The 17912-nt window shown below is 56.9% G+C and carries 18 protein-coding genes; 7 read left to right on the top strand and 11 right to left on the bottom strand.

All coding sequences use genetic code 11. The features are described 5' to 3' along the window. Positions 1-6 precede the first annotated feature (6 nt). Complete coding sequence (locus tag SADFL11_RS10735; protein WP_008190670.1) at positions 7-1629, top strand: ABC transporter ATP-binding protein; 1623 nt, start codon at positions 7-9, stop codon at positions 1627-1629. Positions 1630-1708: 79 nt separating this feature from the next. On the opposite strand, the gene SADFL11_RS10730 is transcribed toward SADFL11_RS10735, so the two are convergent. Then, complete coding sequence (locus SADFL11_RS10730; RefSeq protein ID WP_208981393.1) at positions 1709-2422, bottom strand: GntR family transcriptional regulator; 714 nt, start codon at positions 2420-2422, stop codon at positions 1709-1711. Between the two features lie 364 nt (positions 2423-2786). Further along, on the bottom strand, positions 2787-3839 hold the full coding sequence (locus SADFL11_RS10725) for a dipeptidase (protein ID WP_008195998.1): 1053 nt from the start codon (positions 3837-3839) through the stop codon (positions 2787-2789). A gap of 173 nt (positions 3840-4012) precedes the next feature. Here SADFL11_RS10725 and SADFL11_RS10720 point away from each other — a divergent pair, with 173 nt between their 5' ends. Further along, positions 4013-4753: a L,D-transpeptidase gene (locus SADFL11_RS10720; RefSeq protein WP_008190659.1), complete on the top strand. Its 741-nt coding sequence runs from the start codon at positions 4013-4015 to the stop codon at positions 4751-4753. Positions 4754-4782: 29 nt separating this feature from the next. On the opposite strand, the gene trhA is transcribed toward SADFL11_RS10720, so the two are convergent. Then, entirely contained in the window at positions 4783-5451 is a 669-nt protein-coding gene (gene trhA, locus SADFL11_RS10715) for a PAQR family membrane homeostasis protein TrhA (protein ID WP_008196927.1), read from the bottom strand. 71 nt (positions 5452-5522) lie between these two features. After that, positions 5523-6905, bottom strand: a complete 1383-nt coding sequence (locus SADFL11_RS10710; protein WP_040451700.1) for a DHA2 family efflux MFS transporter permease subunit — start codon at positions 6903-6905, stop codon at positions 5523-5525. A 215-nt stretch (positions 6906-7120) separates the two neighbouring features. Between SADFL11_RS10710 and SADFL11_RS10705 the strand changes: the two genes are divergently transcribed. Next, positions 7121-7723 carry a nitroreductase family protein gene (locus SADFL11_RS10705; RefSeq protein WP_008191995.1) on the top strand — a complete coding sequence of 201 codons (603 nt, stop codon included), beginning with the start codon at positions 7121-7123 and terminating at the stop codon, positions 7721-7723. Here SADFL11_RS10705 and SADFL11_RS10700 read toward each other — a convergent pair. The 3 genes from SADFL11_RS10700 to SADFL11_RS10690 form a co-directional block, all read right to left on the bottom strand. Then, positions 7720-8379 carry a cupin domain-containing protein gene (locus SADFL11_RS10700; protein ID WP_008196262.1) on the bottom strand — a complete coding sequence of 220 codons (660 nt, stop codon included), beginning with the start codon at positions 8377-8379 and terminating at the stop codon, positions 7720-7722. The genes SADFL11_RS10705 and SADFL11_RS10700 overlap by 4 nt on opposite strands. Before the next feature lie 67 nt (positions 8380-8446). After that, the gene (locus SADFL11_RS10695; protein ID WP_040451701.1) at positions 8447-9265 is read right to left on the bottom strand and encodes a substrate-binding periplasmic protein; all 819 of its coding nucleotides are present in this window, start codon (positions 9263-9265) and stop codon (positions 8447-8449) included. A gap of 123 nt (positions 9266-9388) precedes the next feature. Next, entirely contained in the window at positions 9389-10237 is an 849-nt protein-coding gene (locus tag SADFL11_RS10690; RefSeq protein WP_008189477.1) for a substrate-binding periplasmic protein, read from the bottom strand. A gap of 431 nt (positions 10238-10668) precedes the next feature. On the opposite strand from SADFL11_RS10690, the gene SADFL11_RS10685 reads away from it, so the two are divergent. Further along, complete coding sequence (locus SADFL11_RS10685; protein WP_008191580.1) at positions 10669-12141, top strand: helicase HerA domain-containing protein; 1473 nt, start codon at positions 10669-10671, stop codon at positions 12139-12141. A 98-nt stretch (positions 12142-12239) separates the two neighbouring features. Next, positions 12240-12710 carry a DM13 domain-containing protein gene (locus tag SADFL11_RS10680; RefSeq protein ID WP_008194983.1) on the top strand — a complete coding sequence of 157 codons (471 nt, stop codon included), beginning with the start codon at positions 12240-12242 and terminating at the stop codon, positions 12708-12710. Positions 12711-12763: 53 nt separating this feature from the next. On the opposite strand, the gene SADFL11_RS10675 is transcribed toward SADFL11_RS10680, so the two are convergent. The 4 genes from SADFL11_RS10675 to SADFL11_RS25450 all read right to left on the bottom strand — a co-directional run bounded on the left by SADFL11_RS10675 (position 12764) and on the right by SADFL11_RS25450 (position 15292). Continuing rightward, the gene (locus SADFL11_RS10675; RefSeq protein WP_008197224.1) at positions 12764-12955 is read right to left on the bottom strand and encodes a hypothetical protein; all 192 of its coding nucleotides are present in this window, start codon (positions 12953-12955) and stop codon (positions 12764-12766) included. 63 nt (positions 12956-13018) lie between these two features. After that, complete coding sequence (locus SADFL11_RS10670) at positions 13019-13582, bottom strand: hypothetical protein (RefSeq protein ID WP_008195420.1); 564 nt, start codon at positions 13580-13582, stop codon at positions 13019-13021. Positions 13583-13677: 95 nt separating this feature from the next. Continuing rightward, positions 13678-14829 carry an adenylate/guanylate cyclase domain-containing protein gene (locus SADFL11_RS10665; protein ID WP_008195009.1) on the bottom strand — a complete coding sequence of 384 codons (1152 nt, stop codon included), beginning with the start codon at positions 14827-14829 and terminating at the stop codon, positions 13678-13680. Between the two features lie 121 nt (positions 14830-14950). Next, positions 14951-15292, bottom strand: a complete 342-nt coding sequence (locus tag SADFL11_RS25450; RefSeq protein ID WP_008193918.1) for a hypothetical protein — start codon at positions 15290-15292, stop codon at positions 14951-14953. A gap of 242 nt (positions 15293-15534) precedes the next feature. On the opposite strand from SADFL11_RS25450, the gene hmgA reads away from it, so the two are divergent. Together hmgA and SADFL11_RS10650 are read left to right on the top strand one after the other, a co-directional pair. Next, on the top strand, positions 15535-16911 hold the full coding sequence (gene hmgA, locus SADFL11_RS10655) for a homogentisate 1,2-dioxygenase (protein ID WP_167579038.1): 1377 nt from the start codon (positions 15535-15537) through the stop codon (positions 16909-16911). Positions 16912-17045: 134 nt separating this feature from the next. Then, entirely contained in the window at positions 17046-17897 is an 852-nt protein-coding gene (locus SADFL11_RS10650) for an MBL fold metallo-hydrolase (protein ID WP_040453107.1), read from the top strand. Positions 17898-17912: the final 15 nt, after the last annotated feature.

Below are 17912 nucleotides of genomic sequence, written 5' to 3'. Positions count from 1 at the left end.
AGACCCATGCAAGACCCAAAACACCCGGTCCTGGCGATCAAGGACCTGAAAGTCGACTTTAAGACCGCCACCGGTCCGGTCAATGCCGTACGCGGCGTTGATATCAACGTGAAGCCCGGAGAAACCGTCGCCATCGTCGGCGAGAGCGGCTCCGGAAAAAGCCAGACACTGATGGCTGCGATGGGGCTTCTTGCCTCCAATGGCCTGACGCAAGGCGAAGTCCTGTACGAGGATACCAACATCCTGGGATTGCCGGCGCACCAGTTGAACAAGGTGCGCGGCAAGAAGATCACCATGATCTTTCAGGAGCCCATGACCTCGCTGGACCCGCTTTACACAATCGGGCGCCAGCTCGCCGAGCCGATGGTCGTACACGGCGGCCTCAGCTGGAAACAGGCGAAGGCGAAAGCCTTGGAGCTTTTGAAGCTCGTCAACATTCCGGACCCGGAGCGCAAGATCAAGGCGTATCCATACGAGATGTCCGGAGGCCAGCGCCAGCGTGTAATGATCGCCATGGCGCTTGCCAATGACCCCGATGTCCTGATCGCAGACGAGCCGACGACGGCGCTCGATGTGACCACCCAGGCGCAGATCCTGGATCTTCTGGCTGATCTGCAAAAACGTCTGGGCATGGCCGTGATCTTCATCACTCATGATCTCGGCATTGTCCGTCGGATCGCCGACCGGGTCTATGTGATGAAGACCGGCGAGGTGGTGGAAAGCGGCGAGACAGCTCGCATCTTCACCCAGCCGGAACACCCGTACACCAGGATGCTGCTCGACGCGGAACCGACGGGTCATAAGCCTCCTGTACCCGACAACACACCGGTGCTTCTGGAAGCGCAGAAAGTGGATGTGGAGTTTGTTCTGGAGGCAGGGCTTTTTGGTCCGGCCCATATCTTGAGGGCTGTCGACAATATCAGCTTCTCCCTGCGCCAGGGCCAGACGCTGGGCATCGTCGGTGAGAGCGGATCCGGCAAGTCCACGCTCGGCCGCGCCGTTTTAAACTTGCTGCCGGCCGGTGGGCGGGTTGTCTTTCAAGGGGAGGTGGTCTCGGGCAAGGACCGGGCCGCCATGCAGGCTTTGCGCAAGGACATGCAGCTGATCTTTCAGGATCCATTTGGGTCCTTGAGCCCGCGGATGACTGTCGGGCAGATCATCTCCGAAGGTCTTTTGGTGCATGAGCCTTCCTCAAGCGCTCGGGACAGGGATCAAAGAGCCTGCCAGGCGCTGGAGGAAGTCTCGCTCGATCCTGAGATGCGCAACCGCTATCCGCACGAGTTTTCCGGTGGTCAGCGTCAGCGCATTGCAATTGCGCGGACAATGGTTCTAAAGCCGCAGTTTGTCGTTCTGGACGAGCCGACATCCGCGCTCGACCGGACCATTCAAAAACAGGTGGTGGAGCTTTTGCGCGGCCTGCAGAAGGCGCATGATCTGACCTATCTCTTCATCAGCCACGATCTTGCGGTTGTGCGGGCACTGTCGGACACCGTGATGGTGATGCAGCGGGGCAAGGTGGTCGAGGCGGGAAGCGTGGACGACATCTTCCAGGCACCACAAAACGCCTACACCAAAGAGCTCATTGGCGCCGCGATGCTGACCCAGCAGCAGATGATGGAAACAGCTTAAGTAGCGTTTGGCAAAACATGGAGCCGGTCACCAAAACGGTGGCCGGAGCTTGTCGGTATCATTGCGGCGCCTGTGCCGCTCAGATCTTTGCGAAGACTTCCGTCCGCACCTCGTCGGTGACTTCAATCGTGTTTGTCGTCGCGTGCTGGATAGCCATTTTTCGAGCATGATCAGGATCTTTGGTGGCAATCGCCTCGATCAGTTCGTGATGGGAGGCTTTGATCTTGTCGATCCAGATCAGATTGCTCGTGTGCCGGGTGATAATAAACCGGTGCAAGTGAAGCAGCGTGCGCAAAAGCACCGGCTCGAGTACTGGCATATCGGCGAAGCGCAACATGGTCATATGGAAGGCGATATCTGCCTCGGAGATGCCGATCTTGTCGCGTTTGGCCCGGATATCGTCATAGCGGGCTGCCAATTGGCGAAGGGTGTCCAGCTGATCTTCTGTGATGTCTGGCGTAATCCGGTCCACGGCTGCTGTTTCGATGTTGAGGCGCAGCCGGAAAAGGATGATCGCTTCTTTATTGGTGGTTTGGGTGACAAACGTGCCCTGATACCCGCGCCGGATCACCAAACCGTCTTCCTGAAGAGTTAAAAGCGCTTCGCGGATCGTACTTTGCGAACAGCTATAGGACTGCGCGAGTGATTGTTCCGTGATTGGGCTGGCCGGCGTCAGTTCTCCCAAAAGGATCTGACGCTTCATATTGTCATAGACAGTGTCAGCCTTGCGTCTGCGGCGCTCGCCTTGAAAGCCCGCAGCCTGCGGATCTGTTGCCCCAACATCGAATACCAAGTCAGCCCCCATTACCGACGTGAATTGCGAACTGTCACAGCAGTTACAGGCGCCGGACGTCGTGTCCGGCCCTGAAGCTTCTTCCCGAGTTATGCCGCAGGTCTGGAGACAGCGGCCGATGGGGCGTGCCAGTTCGCACGCAGATGTTCTTGATTAATTGGATTTTTTGGTTTCCGGACCCGGATCAGCCGTTTGGTGTTTTTCTTATTGTCGGCGGTTCGGCAAACCGATGCACATTTCAAGAAACATCTGCAAAATTTGCAATGTATGCATCCTCGAATGGACCGCTTCGAAAAACAATCGCTAAATCGCGATCAGTGGTCACAAGTTCGCGAGAATGTTGAATTAATGTGGCTAGATTTGTCTATTTCGCTGTTGTTTTCAAAGCGTTGATCCAATTCCGGAAAAACACTTTCTCTAGAGTTTGTTTCGAAAACCCGCGCGCATCCAGGACCTCGGCCAGACGCGGCAGTCCTGTGACGTCGCTGAGGTCCCTCGGCGGGGCGCAGCCGTCAAAATCCGACCCCAAGGCAACGCCGTCTTCGCCCAGCCTGTCAACGAGATAGGCGGCATGATCGGCCACAACATCAAGCGGCGTGTCCTGGTTGAAGTTGCCGTCAGGACGCAGAAAGCCGACGAAGAAGTTGATGCCGACGAGGCCGCCACTTTCCTTGATGGCGTCCAGCTGCTTATCGGTCAGGTTCCGGCTGTTGGCGCAGATAGCGTGCACATTTGAATGACTGGCGATGATTGGCTTGTCTGTTATGCGTGCGACATCCCAGAAGCCTTTTTCGTTCAGATGAGATACATCCACCAGAATACCCATCTGATTACAGGCGCGCACCAGATCGCGGCCGGCACCGGTCAGGCCCGGCCCAATATCCGGGCTGTGGGGATGCGCCATCGGCACGCCATAACCAAAGGCGTTTTCCCGGCTCCAAACAAGACCGAGGGAGCGAAGGCCGCGCTGGTAGAAAGCCTCAAGCTCATAGAAATTGGTGTCGATGGCCTCTGCACCTTCAATATGCAGGCTGATGGACAGCTGGTCCTTTTCCATGGCGCTTTCGATCGCATCCGGCGACCGGCAAATGGCAACGGCTCCGTCCGAATCCGCTTCCAGCCGTTCAGCTCGTTCCAGCATCCTTTTGGTAAAGCTGAGGGCCAGCTTTTGATCAACAGGGAGGAAGTTCCGTTTGTCGCTGGGCGAAAAGGGCTTGGAAAAGTCCTGTTCCGGATTAGATGGAACGAACATGGCAAAAAGGCCGCCTGCAAAGCCGCCTTCCTTGGCACGCGGCAAGTCGATATGGCCGCGATCGGATCGTTCGAAGAAGTCGCGAGTCTTTCCGCGGATCGCGTCAATCTCCAGCTTCAAAAGCGTGTCATTGTGTCCGTCAAAAGCCGGGATATGCGAAGTCATATGGATGGGTGCCGTTGTTTTTATTGGAAGCTGGAAAATGGTGAGGCAGGCGGGCTGCTTTCAAGAGGCGTCTACTTTAGCCGCAAATTCTGGAAATGTAAGCGCCTGAAGGCAATGTGACTTGCACTCCTTGCGATGCTCGACTTATGAAGAGACCGGATTTTGGAGGTTTCATGACGCGCCGGACATTTGAAAGCACCGAGGCACCCCTTGCGCTGAGCAAAGGTCTCAGCCGGAGAAGCCTGATGGCGGGCGGGCTGGTTTTGGCGGCGGGAACACTCGCTGGATGCCAGACCTATGAACAGGTCGTCGGCTTGCCCGATCAGCCACCGCTGCCGGACGAAGAGTTCGATTATGCATCCGCCTACGCGGCATTGCCGGATGGCGATTTCACCTGGCCCGCCATCAACTACAAGGCGTTTGATGAGCAGTACTTGCGTCAAGTCGTTGAGTATAAGACCCGCGAGCGGCCCGGCACGATCATTGTAGACCCTTACAACAACTACCTCTACTGGGTGCTGCCGGGCGGCAAGGCGCTGCGCTACGGCATCGGTGTCGGGCGGGCCGGGTTCGCCTGGTCGGGTGAAGCCTTGATCCGGGTCAAGCGGCCGCACCCGATCTGGCGCCCTCCACGGGAGATGATTGCCCGCAAGCCGTCACTTGAGCGCTATTGGGAGAAAGGCTTTCCGCCGGGGCTGCGCAATCCGCTTGGCGCGCGCGCCATGGATCTGTGGCAAGGCAGTGTGGACACGCTGTACCGGATCCACGGCACCAACAAGCCGTCATCCATCGGCAAGAGCGTGTCGTCCGGCTGCATCCGCATGTGGCAACAGGATGTGATCGATCTGTTTGACCGGGTGCCGCTGCGCACCAAAGTGGTTGTCCTGACCAAGGACGAGGACATTTCCACTTAAAAGGTTGAGTTCAGCTGTTCCGGTGCCTGTCAAGGCATCGGAGCTGCGAGCGCGACATCATGCAGGACCGCTGCGAAGTGGCAGACGGCTGCCGCCAGAACAAACGCATGCCAGATTGCGTTCTGGAACAGCAGGTTCTTCCAAGCATAGAACACGGTTCCGATCGTGTAGAGCAAACCGCCCGCCACAATCATCCAGAAGCCAAAGGCCGACGCATTCTCCATGAGTGGTTTGACAACGAAAACCACCACCCAGCCAAGGCCGAGGCAGATTGGCACCGTCAAGCGGTCCATGCCTTGCAGGTTTAAAAGTTTCACGATTGCTCCGGTCAGAGCGCCGCTCCAGACAACGGCCAGCAGAACACCGCCGGTCCAGCCGCCGATGATCATGGCTGCGAGCGGCGTGTACGTGCCCGCAATCATCAGGAAGATCGCCGCGTGATCCAAGCGGCGCAACACACCGGCTTTGTGATCTTTTGCAAACATGTTGTAGAGCGCCGAGCAAATCAGCATGGCCATCAGGCAGGCGGTATAGACCAGAACACTGACCTGGCGGGCGAGATCACCACTGTTCCAGAGTGTGAGTGTCAGGATAATCGTTGCCGCAACACCGAGGCCAATTCCAATCACATGGATCGTTCCGTCGGCGATCAACTCGCCGAGCGTCTGGTGTCTGGGCTGGGGGCGGTTTTGCGCCATGTTCTACTCCGTTGCGGCAATCGTTTCAGTTTGCCTCCCCGAACGGTATCACCGACCGTGGGATCAAAGTGTCAATATCCGGTTAGGATGCCGTCATGATGCAGCCTGCTGTTCCGGGCGGATGGCAAGCCAGCAAAAGGCCGTGCAGCCCACAAAATGACCCCGACCGTACAAAAAACAGCCGGGAAACCCGCGCCGATCGCCAGGAATACGCTGCCGAGCGTGACACCCAGCGTTGCACCGATCAACCGGAAGGTGATCAACAAGCCGCTCACTTCCCCTTGTTTTTCTGCCGGCACCGCGTTGGCCGTGATCCTGCCTGCCGGGATCATGGCAAAGGGAAGGGCGATGCCCCAGATCAGAAGAAAGGGAGCGAGGTAAAGGTAATTGTCCAGGAGCATCGCAGCTCCGATGCACAAATTGGCTGCAATCAAAACGATCAGCCCGCCAAGAACGGGCCGGCGGGATCCAGATTTATCGGCAATCGTTCCGGCAGGCGCTGACAGGAAGGGGATTGGCAAGACGGCGATTACGGTCGCTGCACCGGCCCAAAGAGCCGAATAGGATAGATCGAGCTGGAGATATTGCGGCACGAGCACAGCGACGACAATCTTGCTCATCTGGGTCAGCAGGAAAACAAGAACGCCTGCCGTGAAGGCCGGGGACTGGAACAAGCGCACGTCAATAAGCGGGGACGCCTGGCGGACTTCCCAGATCACAAAAGCGCTCAACCCGACGATGCCGCCGGCAAGGCTGAGATAGATCAGCCGTGTTCCCCAGCCTGCATCCGGTCCTTCCATCAATCCGAAAATCAAAGCTGTCAGGCCGACGAGCAGAAGAATGAGGCCAATGCGGTCGATGTCCGGCCGGGCACTTTTGGCATCCGGCGCGCGCCAGAGCATACAGGCAAGTACGCCGGCCGTCCCAACAACCGGAATGTTGATCCAAAACACCCATCGCCAGGAGAGCAGGTCGGTCAAGACACCGCCAATCAGCGGCCCCGCAGCCAAGAACAAGGTTGCGGTCGCACCGAGAACACCGAGCGCGCGGCCACGCTCGTCCGATTCGAAGGTCAGAGTTGCAGCAGCGAAGGTGATCGGAAACATGATCGCGGCGCACAATCCTTGCACCACACGCATCATGATCAAGAGCGCCGCATTGTCCGCGAACCCGGCTATCAGACAGGCGACGGCGAAGAGCGAGCAGCTGGCAATCAGCGCTGGACGGAGGCCAAACAGATCAATGGCCTTGCCGCCGATCGCAGCGAAACAGGTGAACGCCAGCATGTAGGCGTTGAGGATCCAGTGTGCGGTTGTTGCCGATAATCCGAGGTCTGTTTGGATCGCAGGCAGAGAAACACCCAAAACCGTCTCGTCCAGCATCACGAGCCCGCCGAGACCGCCCATGGCGAAAACCAGGCCGCGCCGGCGGTTGTGCTCTGAAAGTCCTGCCATGTGCACTCTTCTGGCGAAAGGTCCGTTGGCCTCAGCCTAGTGCGGGCACGGCGGGTCGTACAGGCTGTTTTCTGACCAAGAGGCACGTCTGCAGTCAAAGCTCGCGACCATGAATCTTGATTTAAAATATCTTTTTAATAAGTATCTTGATATAAAGATAATTGTCGGCTATCTGATGTGCATCGCCACAGTTCCTGGGTTTAAGGAGTTTTGAAATGACCCGTGTTGCAGACCATCCGGTTGATGATCTTTTTTTGAAGCGCTGGTCCCCGCGCGCGTTCGATGGGGCTCCGATGCCCGAAGCGGAATTGAAAACCATTCTGGAAGCCGCAAGGTGGGCGCCGTCAGCTTTCAATACGCAGCCTTGGCGGTTCATTTACGCAATGCGCGGAGATGCTGAATTTGAACGGCTTTACGCCTTGCTGGACGATTTCAACGGGAGCTGGGCCGTTGGCGCCTCAGCGCTGGTCTTTGTGATTTCAGATTCCTTGGTCGACGGCGTCAGTGAAGACGGACCGGTTCCGGCAATTTTTCACGCGTTTGATGCCGGTGGTGCATGGGCCCAGGCTGCGCTGCAAGCCACGCTGCTCGGCTACCATACGCACGCCATGGCAGGCTTGCGCAGAGACCAGGCCCATGAGGTTCTCGGCTTGCCGGAACGGTTGAAGGTCCATGTCGCCTTTGCCATCGGCCGCCGCGGAGATGCTGAGCAGTTGACGCCAGAGCTTCAGCAGCAAGAACGTCCAAGCGGCCGGCGGCCCTTGAGCGAGATTGCCTTTCACGGCCGCTTTGGGCTGCCTTTGGACGCAGCCGCTTAGCCAGCAGAAAGGTGCCCGGTTTTTCGCCAGACCCGGGCACCGTTGTCTGTCTTGATCGTCTGACTGCTGCCTGCCGGCAAACGCAGCCAGGTGCCTTGATCATAGCGGCCGTTTTCGTCGTCAAAGGCACCTTCAACGACAAAATACTCCGCGCCGCCGGGGAAGGATTGCTCGCCAAAAGCCGCGCCGCTCTCCCAGTGAAGCATCACCACCTCTTCTTCGGGGCGCACAAAGAGGGGAAGAATGTGTTCGCCCGTGCGGCCCGCCTGCCACCCCGCCGGATCCAGCGTGTCGACGCGCACAAACGTGTCGTCGTCTGTCTGCATCTGTCGCAACTTGACGAGGATCACCGCTCCAGGTTCGCTGGATGGAATATGCCGTGAGCCTGGCGGGTTGCGGACATACATGCCTTTCGGAAAGTCGCCGGTCTCATCGGTAAAGACGCCGTCGAGCACCAGAAACTCTTCGCCGAGATCATGGGAATGCGCTGAAAAAGAAGATCCTGGAGCATAGCGAACCAAGCTGGTTGCCCGCGCGACCTCTTCGCCGTCGCGTTCCAGCATACGCCGCTCCACACCAGCCATTGGGGAGGCGATCCAATCGAGGGTCGCGCTATCTACCTGGGCCCGTTTCGACAAATCGGCGTGGATCTTCATCCAGTCAGCTCCTGCTTAACATGTATTTGTATTTGATGTGGTGTTTGGCAACGCAAAGGGAAGAGCTTCAATCCATGAGGGGAGCTGACGGATCGCCGGTGTTTGGAATGGGTAGAGCAAGGTGCCCGAACGCCACCTTGTAGTCTTCCGTCCGTCTGACCTCCCTAATTGCTGCACTCACAGCATCGACAAGTTGGACCGGCACAGTCTGTTGGCTGAACATGAAATGCACCGGCTCCTCCCAAACGGGAAAGGGATGCACTTCAAAGGCCCCTTCCAGGCCCATCCGGTTCGCAACGCCCATGACGGCGCTGGGCATTTCGACCAAGGCATCTATCCGGCCGGTTTCCAGCATGCGGATGCCTTCGGTGGTGGTCGTTGTGTGGAAGACATGATGCTGCCCGGCGTCGCTTCTCATGAAATTGTCAAAGAGCATTCCGCGATAAGAAGCGCGCTCGTGACCGACGATCAGCTGATGGTCAATGATGTCGTTGATCTCTGAGATAGGATGGGTTTCGGCCTCACCCTTTCGAAAGATCAGCCGGGCGAGTTCGTTCCGGTAAGGGGCGGAATAGTGGGCGAACTTGGACCGGTGCTCCGTGATGGACGCAAAGGGGACCATGTCGATGTTGCCTTGCGACAATTCCACGATTGCACGCTTGAACGGCATGATTTCCAGTTCGATCGGGCAATCGATGAGATCAAAGACAGCTCGAACCAGCTCGACATCTGTGCCGATGAGCTTGCCGCCAGGTGCTTTGTGGCTGAATGGGAAGTAGTCGCCGGACGCCCGCACACGCAACGGCTCGGAACACAAGGCGTTCTGTGTTGCGGCGGTAGAAAATGGAGCAACAGGCGCTACGAAGACGAGAGGCAGAAGCAGCACGCAAAGACAGTTGCCACACTTTTTGAGGCTACTTCGGTGTATGCCCGCAAATCGGAAACGAAAGCGGGACTTGAAGATCTGAAGGTATGGCGCTGGCGGCATTGACGCTCCCTTTATGCATCCTCAATTGGTCTCGGAACCCGCATTTGCAGGGCTGCCGACACTCATGGACCCGAACTGTGATGTATACTCGGGCGTCTGCACCGCATCGGCCAATAAGGCATCGATTTGGGCGACGAAATCTGGAGAAACGGTCTTCCGGCTGAACATGAAGTGGACCGGTTCGCTCCAGAGCAAAAAGGGATGTTCGGCAATCTGGTCACGGACCCCAAGTGTTTCTGCAAGGGCGAACACGGCAGCTGGTGTTTCAACGATGGCGTTGATGCGCCCTTTTACCAGCATGTTCAGGCTTTGGCGGGAGCTGCTGACTTGAATTATGTTTTTCTTGGCCGCCGGGTTTGCCATGAACGTTTCAAATAAATCGCCGCGATAGGTTCCAACATCATGGGCCAATAGGAGTTTGAGCTTGAGAAGATCCCCAACCTCAGTGATTGGATACCTGCCCTGATCACGGGCACGGATGATCAATCCGGCTGTTTCGTTTCTATAGGGGGCGGAAAACAAAGCAAAATTCTGTCGCTCTGCAGTGACGGAGGCGAACATCATCATGTCGATCCGCCCGGCTGCCAGCTCCACCACAGCGCGGGGGAATGGCAAATCCAGGAATTGTGGGGTGCACCCTGCCTCTCCGAGGATTTGTTGGACGAACCGGAGATCAAGACCCGTCAGTTTGCCGTCAGCACCGATATAGCTGAATGGTTCGTAATCATCGGAAGCACCAACGCGAAAGTTGTCTGGACAGTCTTCTGCGTGGACGAAAGCAGACGGGAATATTGTCCAGAGGACAGCAAGAACGCCAATGGCAGGCCGGAAGAGGGCGTTGAACAGTTTTCTGAGTGACATGACAATCATTTCGCTGCTGCTCCTCGCGTGTGATGCCGGCCGATGTCGGGATCAAACGGCGTATCTTACTTCAAAATTACCTCGTATGAATCCTGCTGCGCTTAAGTTTGGCAAAGTAGTCATCTAAGTTTTATATTATTTCTGATTGTGTATTTTGTATTATGCACCTCTTTTATTGAATGGTATCTGATAGCCGCATGATAAAAAACTTAATTCCCGCAGCTTGGTAAAACGTTGTGGGTGTTTGCTGTTTGTCGGGTCTGATGCAAAGCGTCCAGTGCGGCCAGCATATTTGCCTGAAACCCGCGTTCCAGGGTGGATTTCAGGGATAACCTCTGCTAATCGCAACAGCCGCTTTTCATGATCCGAGGAATCGTTTTCACTCGCGTCTCGTAGACAGCTGAGAAAGGGTGGTGGCGCTGGTTTGCGCCCGGTTGTGCATGACCGTTCAGATCGACATTGGTGACATGGCTGGAGGCAAACGCGCCGGGCTCGATTTGGAAGAGCTTCTGGCAACCCGTTTGCTCGTTCAGGGCAACTCGGGATCCGGCAAATCGCACCTGTTGCGCCGGCTTCTGGAGCAGTCCGCCCAGTGGGTGCAGCAGGCCATTATTGACCCGGAAGGGGACTTTGTGACCCTTGCCGACAAATACGGCCATGTGGTCGTTGATGCGGTCGGGACTGAGAAAGACCTCAAGATGATTGCTGGGCGCGTGCGCCAGCACCGCGTATCCGTTGTGCTTAATCTGGAGGGTCTGGATGCGGACCGTCAGATGAAGGCAGCAGCCACTTTCCTGGACGGTCTTTTTGATGCGGACCGGGACCTTTGGTATCCGATGCTCGTGGTGGTGGACGAAGCGCAGCTCTTTGCGCCGGCCGCAGCCGGGGAAGTCACCGAAGAAGCGCGCCGCAGATCGCTTGGCGCGATGACGGATCTGATGTGCCGGGGGCGGAAACGCGGGCTTGCAGGGATCATTGCGACGCAGCGCCTTGCAAAGCTCGCCAAGAATGTCGCTGCAGAAGCGTCCAACTTCCTGATGGGCCGGACATTCCTCGATATCGACATGGCCCGGGCGGCGGACTTGCTCGGGATGGAGCGGCGTCAGGCGGAAAGCTTCCGCAATCTGGATCGGGGCCATTTCATCGCGCTCGGCCCGGCAGTTTCACGCCGTCCGATCCCGGTCAAGATCGGCCCGGTTGAAACGGCTGGCCGCGGCGGCGGACCAAAGCTGATGCCGCTTCCTGAACAGCCGAAGGAAGAAGCCAAGGATCTGATTTTTACCCGGTCCCCCGACGAGATCCCGGTACGGCCGAGGATCGCCGAACCGGTTGCCTCGACCGATGATGTTCTGAACCAATTGACCAGTGCCGGGGATGCGGCAGAAGCCCACATCCCGCAAGCCGACAATTTGTTTGAGCACGGCGAGCGCGAAGAAAAGATCGATCAGATCATCACCGAAATTCTGGATGAGGATGAGGCAGCGTTTCAGCCGATTGCCTCGCTCTACCAGGATTTCCAGGTCCGCTGCCGGATCGCCAAACTCACCGGCGGAACGCCTGATCTCCAGACTTTCCGGGAAAAACTGTCGGTTGCCCGCGCCGGTGTTGAAAAGGGCGAGGTGGATGACAGTGCCTGGCAGCAGGCCGAGCTGATCGCAGCCGAGCTTCCGGAGGACATGCGCGGGGTCTATCTGCTGCTTGCAAAGGCGGCGCTCGCGAAAGCGCCGTGCCCAGGCAACATCGAAATTGCAACGGCTTACGGTACCCGGTCCCCGGGGCGGGCCCGCTGGCTCTTGTCCCACATGGAAGAGCGCGGGTTTTTAGTCTGTGCGACCGATCTGCGCGGCAACCGGATTGTGACGCTGACGGATCTTGGGTGGCGAACAGAGCCGGGCGACGAAGCCGCCGCCTGACGGACCGGCCACAAAACTGTTAAGCGGACTTGATTGCAGGCGCGTATTTGCTGCTTATCTCTTCGGAACCGGAGCGAACAGTCTTTAGGAGATGCACCATGATACGTTGGCTTGTGCTGCTGGTTTCGCATGGCGGAATGCTGGCCATCGGGTTTGCGCTGGGGGTCTATTTTCTACCCATTCTGACAGCGCCCAAAGGGCCGGATGCGGCCGTTCTCGCAGAAGCCAGCCAGTCTGCTGAGTACCAAGCCGCGCTCACCCGCGATCTCAAGGGAAGTGACTTTCTGCATTGGGGCGAAGGGTCCATCAGTCTGTCTCAGGACAAGATTGTGCATACCGGCGCGCTCTCACCCGGCCCGGACTACAAGCTTTATTTGGTCAAGGAGTTCGTCGAAGACGAAGCGGGGTTTGAAGCAGTTCGGGAAAGCGCTGTTCAAATCGCCGACATCAACACTTTCGATGGTTTCATTGCCGACGTTCCAGATGGGGTGAACATTGAGGATTACACCACAGTCCTTGTGTGGTGTGAGGCATTCAGCGAGTTCATCACCGCCGCGAAATACCGGTGAGCAAAAACGAATATCAGCCGGACAAAGGAACCTGATCAAGTCGGGATGGCCCACTACTTCTTGTGTCTTGCGTTATCAAACAAGACCATTGCGAGGTTCAAGACAACAATGACAAGAATGGCTCCAAAGACGTAGGCGCCAAATCGTTTGGGCGACATGCCGACCGGAACGTCGAACATCATCACGATCATGCCGAACAAAGCCGTCAACATGATAAGTGGCATGACTGTGTTCTGGAATTTCATGTCTTGGCTCCAAAATCCTGATGCTGCTGATGCAGTCCGGTTTTTGTTTTGTTTTGGTTGGTATCAGATCCTGAAAGACAGGCCTGTTTGCTTGTCGGCCAGCATATTAAAATGCAGTCCGAGTACCTTGTGATCGTCTTCGGCAGATGTTTGAAAACTCCGGCGGTCCGTGTCTTTGACAATCAGGAATGCAGCAGCCCAAATCCCGATCAGAAAACCGGTGTTATCCCGGAGCTCCAGCCGATGCCCAATCAAATCGCTGGTGTCAAATCCCTTTTCATCCTTGCTGGCACAAATTTCCAGGCAGATTAGCTTGTTGCTGTAAAACCGCCAGGAGACCTTGTGCAGGATGCAGTCCTTTATGACTTGGTCCGAATTCCAGACAAATTCGCACCAGGTAATGGGGCCATCCTTGCCTTCGATCGAGCCAGTGTTGAACATGTCTGACTGGGTCTGCGTATGTGTCGAAAAGTCGAGTGTTGCCGATGGGCGCGACAACGGGATCCACGCGGTCCCTGTATCTCCGGTCACCGCCTTTTGCAGGGCGACAAACCGCTCCTTGGCCTCATCGGTTACGCCGAACTTGTCGAGCACCGGTTTTGCGAAAATCGAAGCAATTTGTATCAAGTTCGCCTCCAGACCTGAATGTCGAGCGCCTTTTGACCTAGAGTTCAATCACACTGGGGATATGATTTCTAGAGGTGGTGAAAATAAGTTGGGTGTCAGGTCGTCGGGGCAAAGACTTCGAGAGGTTCGCAGACACCTTTCAACTGATGTTTGCCGTGTGATTGCCAGGGCCGTGTGGACATGCCGACGAATTCTGCAGAGGCAAGAAGGGGCATGTTGAGGCTGGAACATAGCCCCTCGATACGGCTGGCAATGTTCACCGAGTTGCCGATAACGGTGAAATCGAGCCGGTTGCCACCGCCGACATTGCCATAAAACACAGTTCCGGTGTGCAGGCCGATCCCGAACTCGATGTCATTTTGAAATGCGTCAGCGTTAACAACTTTGAGAGCCGCTGCCTCGGCTTTTGCGATTGCGTGGTGGACATCGTCCTCGTACGGGAAAATCGCCAGAATCGCATCGCCGATGAATTTCAGAACTTCGCCGGACTGATCTTCGATTGCCTCTGTCACGGTCCCGAAATAGCCGTTCAGGATCTTCAGAACGTCGCTTTCGCTGCGGGATTGCGCAAGGGCGGTGAACCCCCGCAGATCAGAAAACCAGATCACGGCATCGATGGAGCTCCCGTCACCGCGTGCGATTTCCCCGTCAAGTACCCGCAGACCGGCGCGCTGTCCGACATAAGTTTCCATCAACGTTCGTGCGGTGTTGCGCGCAATGAAGCCTTCAAACACAAGAGTAAGAGCCGGAACAGTGGCCTCGATCAGTCTTTGGTTCGTTTCCGAAAAGCCGTCGGGTGATTTCGTTGCGAGCGTCAGGACCTTATAGGTGTCATCTGAGAACTTGAGTGGCAACGCCTCGTACTGATAGTAGCCTTCCGCCCAGAGATCTGCGCCGATTGGATAAAGGTCCCGCTGATGTTGCTGGTCGAGCCGGAGGGAGGACGGCTCGCCCAGGGTGTAGATCTTGTGAATGGGGCTTGCCTTCAGCATTTCCAGCTGATCCGGCGCATATGTGAACCACCGCTCGTGTGTGCCCGTCTCGCTGTCCCAGAACACGAAGGATGATTTGGCGACCGGGTGCAGGATCGGGGCGCCCAGTGTGGACCGGTCGACGCGAACACCGGCTTCGCACATTTTCAGACAGAAACTGTGAAGCAGGCCGGATGGAGAGCTTTGGCGCGGTCCCTCGGTCATGATCCAGTTGATCAGTTGCGCTTGCGCTTTTTGATCGTCTGTCGCCGTCAAGCCGCAAGCCCCCGAAGTTCCGAACGCCCCAAGTGAAATGGGGCATTTCCTAAATGTTTCCCAGTTAGCTCATCACAAGTCTCCCAAAAAGACCAACACTCGTTTTGGGTGTTTTAATGTTCTAGATCGCCGGGCGCATCCGAGTCGGGGATGGTTTTTGCAGATCGCTCCTGGTGAGAAGATAATTGAGTTGGGCCAGCTCCTGATCAATGCCGAGGATCGTCCGGTGCAGAACGCTCTCCAGATAGCTTCCGGCCGGCGCATTTTCTCGGATTACGACAGCCCGGTCGCGTGCGCGCCGCAGAAACAGCATCATGGTTTCCAGTTCGCCGGCTGTCTGTTGGGTGAGCTGCGCAGATGTTTTTGGAGGCGGTGCCCCCACCTGCTCCTGTGGCTCATACCCATCTGCTGCCAGATGTGGCGCGGACGTTTTTGGCTCAAAATACGTGTCCTGAAATGGCATCAGAATCCCCAATGTTCCTATTTTGTTCTAATTTAATTCAACGCCCCGGCAGATGCAAGGCATTCGAACTCGCGGTCACGGAATGCTGGGGCAGGGTGGTGGTGCCGCGCGCCTCAGAACTGGCATTCCGGCCAAGCTAAACGGCGAATGTGTCACGGCCAGTTCGGAAGTCTCTTGACCGCACTTGCCTAGATAGTTACAAGTGCAACTAATTTGGCAGGGCATGATCCCGGGAGGATGCGATTATGAACAAGGTCGATCACAAGCAAGTTTCCGGCGACGGCGGCAAGCCGCTTTCCAACGAGCTCCAGTATATGCCGGGTTTCGGCAACGATTTTGAGACCGAAGTCCTGCCGGGCGCGCTGCCGCAAGGCATGAACAGCCCGCAGAAATGCGCTTATGGGCTTTATGGCGAACAGTTGTCCGGTACCGCCTTTACCGCGCCAAGCCATCAAAACGAGCGGACATGGTGTTATCGCATCCGGCCATCGGTTAAGCACACCAGCCGGTTTCAGAAAATCGATCTGCCCTATTGGAAAAGCGCGCCGAACGTCTGCGAAGATGTCATTTCGCTCGGCCAATACCGCTGGGATCCGGTGCCGCACGCCGATGAGGGGCTGAATTGGCTGACCGGCATGCGCTCGATGACGACGGCCGGGGATGTGAACACCCAGGTCGGCATGGCAACGCATATCTACCTTGCGACGAAGTCGATGGAAGATGAGTACTTCTTCTCCGCCGACAGCGAGCTTCTGGTCGTGCCGCAGGAGGGCATTCTCCGCTTCTACACCGAGCTTGGTATTATCGAGCTGGAGCCGAAGGAAATCGCCATTCTGCCGCGCGGTCTTGTCTACCGGGTCGAGGTTGTTGAAGGCCCGGCACGCGGGTTCGTCTGCGAAAACTATGGCCAGAAATTCGAGCTGCCGGGCCGCGGCCCGATTGGGGCCAACTGCATGGCCAACCGCCGGGACTTCAAGACACCGGTCGCCTGGTATGAAGACAAGGAAGTGCCAAGTAAAGTCACGGTGAAATGGTGTGGCCAGTTCCACGAGACCAAGATCGGTCACTCGCCGCTCGATGTGGTTGCCTGGCACGGCAACTACGCACCGGTGAAATATGACCTCAGAACCTATTGCCCGGTCGGGGCGATCCTGTTCGACCATCCGGACCCGTCGATCTTCACTGTCTTGACCGCGCCGTCTGGTGTGCCTGGAACGGCCAACATCGACTTCGTTCTGTTCCGTGAGCGCTGGATGGTGGCCGAAAATACTTTCCGCCCGCCCTGGTATCACAAGAACATCATGTCCGAGCTGATGGGCAACATCTATGGTCAGTATGACGCCAAACCACAAGGCTTCGTGCCGGGTGGTATGAGCCTTCACAACATGATGCTGCCGCATGGACCGGACAACGATGCCTTTGAGGGGGCATCCAATGCGGACCTGAAGGCCGAAAAGCTCGACAACACGATGTCCTTCATGTTTGAGACCCGGTTTCCGCAGCACCTGACCGAATATGCCGCGAAGGACGCGCCGTTGCAGGACAATTACATCGACTGCTGGGACAGCCTGGAGAAGAAGTTCGACGGCACGCCGGAAGGCACCTGGGATAAGAAGTAACTGACACTGTTTGCCGCCCCGAATATGATCCGGGGCCTTCAGGGTTGGTCCCGGATCACATCCGGGACAGCTTTTTAGGAAAAGCGCAGTTGTCGATGCTGGCAAGGAGTGTGTGGGTGCAGGGCAAAGCGGACATGGATGACCGTCTCGTCATTTTGGGCTCCAAAGGTGGGCCGGCGATCCGGCCGGGCGGGCCGTCGCCAACGAGTTCCCTGATCGAGATTGGCGGCCGGCGCTGTGTCATCGATTGTGGTCTCGGGGTGACCCGGGGCCTGGTCGACGCCGGGGTCTCCTTGAAAGAGCTGGACCTCATCTTCATCACGCACATGCATTCCGATCATGTTCTGGAGCTCGGACCTTTGTTGCATACAGCCTGGACCAGCGGGCTGGCGCATAAGGTCAAGGTGTTCGGCCCGGTTGACCTGATGGAGTATTTGGACGGGTTCCTTGCTTCCATGCGCTACGACATCGATCTGCGGATTGATGATGAAGGCCGACCGGATCTGCGGGATCTCGTCGAAATTCACCTGTTGGCAGAGGGTGAGGTACCGCTTGAAGAAAGTGGCTTGGCGCTAAAGGCGCTGCGTGTCGATCACCCGCCGGTGGTCGATTGTTTCGCCTTGCGGTTCGATACGAAGGACTGGTCGGTGGTCTTTTCCGCTGACACTGCCTTCTTCCCGCCGCTCGCCGTCTTTGCCAAGGATTGCGATGTTCTGGTGCACGAGGCCATGCTTCAGCGCGGTGTCGACAAAATCGTCGAGATCACGGGCAATGGCGACCGGCTGCGCGCGCATTTGTGGGCAAGCCACACGATGGCGCCGGATGCTGCCAAGATTGCCGAGATGGCCCAAGCCAAAACCCTTCTCCTCAACCACCTGATCCCGGCAGATTTACCCGGTTTCGAAGGGCAGGAGTGGTTGGAGGCAACAGAAACCTTTTCCGGGCAGACAATTGTCGGTCATGATGGATTGGTCATAACAAAATAGGCTTGGGGAGATGCA

Origin of the sequence: Roseibium alexandrii DFL-11, from assembly GCF_000158095.2 — a bacterium.
Classification (GTDB): domain Bacteria; phylum Pseudomonadota; class Alphaproteobacteria; order Rhizobiales; family Stappiaceae; genus Roseibium; species Roseibium alexandrii.
Note: the sequence above shows the minus strand (reverse complement) of the source record. Positions and strands in the feature narration are given on the sequence as shown.

Excerpts from the sequence above, each read along its gene's own strand:
- SADFL11_RS25450 (WP_008193918.1), bottom strand. The coding sequence starts at position 15,292 with ATGCCATTTCAGGACACGTATTTTGAGCCAAAAACGTCCGCGCCACAT.
- SADFL11_RS10650 (WP_040453107.1), top strand. The coding sequence starts at position 17,046 with ATGGATGACCGTCTCGTCATTTTGGGCTCCAAAGGTGGGCCGGCGATC.
- SADFL11_RS10700 (WP_008196262.1), bottom strand. The coding sequence starts at position 8,379 with ATGAAGATCCACGCCGATTTGTCGAAACGGGCCCAGGTAGATAGCGCG.
- trhA (WP_008196927.1), bottom strand. The coding sequence starts at position 5,451 with ATGGCGCAAAACCGCCCCCAGCCCAGACACCAGACGCTCGGCGAGTTG.
- SADFL11_RS10735 (WP_008190670.1), top strand. The coding sequence starts at position 7 with ATGCAAGACCCAAAACACCCGGTCCTGGCGATCAAGGACCTGAAAGTC.
- SADFL11_RS10710 (WP_040451700.1), bottom strand. The coding sequence starts at position 6,905 with ATGGCAGGACTTTCAGAGCACAACCGCCGGCGCGGCCTGGTTTTCGCC.
- SADFL11_RS10720 (WP_008190659.1), top strand. The coding sequence starts at position 4,013 with ATGACGCGCCGGACATTTGAAAGCACCGAGGCACCCCTTGCGCTGAGC.
- SADFL11_RS10725 (WP_008195998.1), bottom strand. The coding sequence starts at position 3,839 with ATGACTTCGCATATCCCGGCTTTTGACGGACACAATGACACGCTTTTG.
- SADFL11_RS10675 (WP_008197224.1), bottom strand. The coding sequence starts at position 12,955 with ATGAAATTCCAGAACACAGTCATGCCACTTATCATGTTGACGGCTTTG.
- SADFL11_RS10690 (WP_008189477.1), bottom strand. The coding sequence starts at position 10,237 with ATGATTGTCATGTCACTCAGAAAACTGTTCAACGCCCTCTTCCGGCCT.
- SADFL11_RS10685 (WP_008191580.1), top strand. The coding sequence starts at position 10,669 with ATGACCGTTCAGATCGACATTGGTGACATGGCTGGAGGCAAACGCGCC.
- SADFL11_RS10705 (WP_008191995.1), top strand. The coding sequence starts at position 7,121 with ATGACCCGTGTTGCAGACCATCCGGTTGATGATCTTTTTTTGAAGCGC.
- SADFL11_RS10680 (WP_008194983.1), top strand. The coding sequence starts at position 12,240 with ATGATACGTTGGCTTGTGCTGCTGGTTTCGCATGGCGGAATGCTGGCC.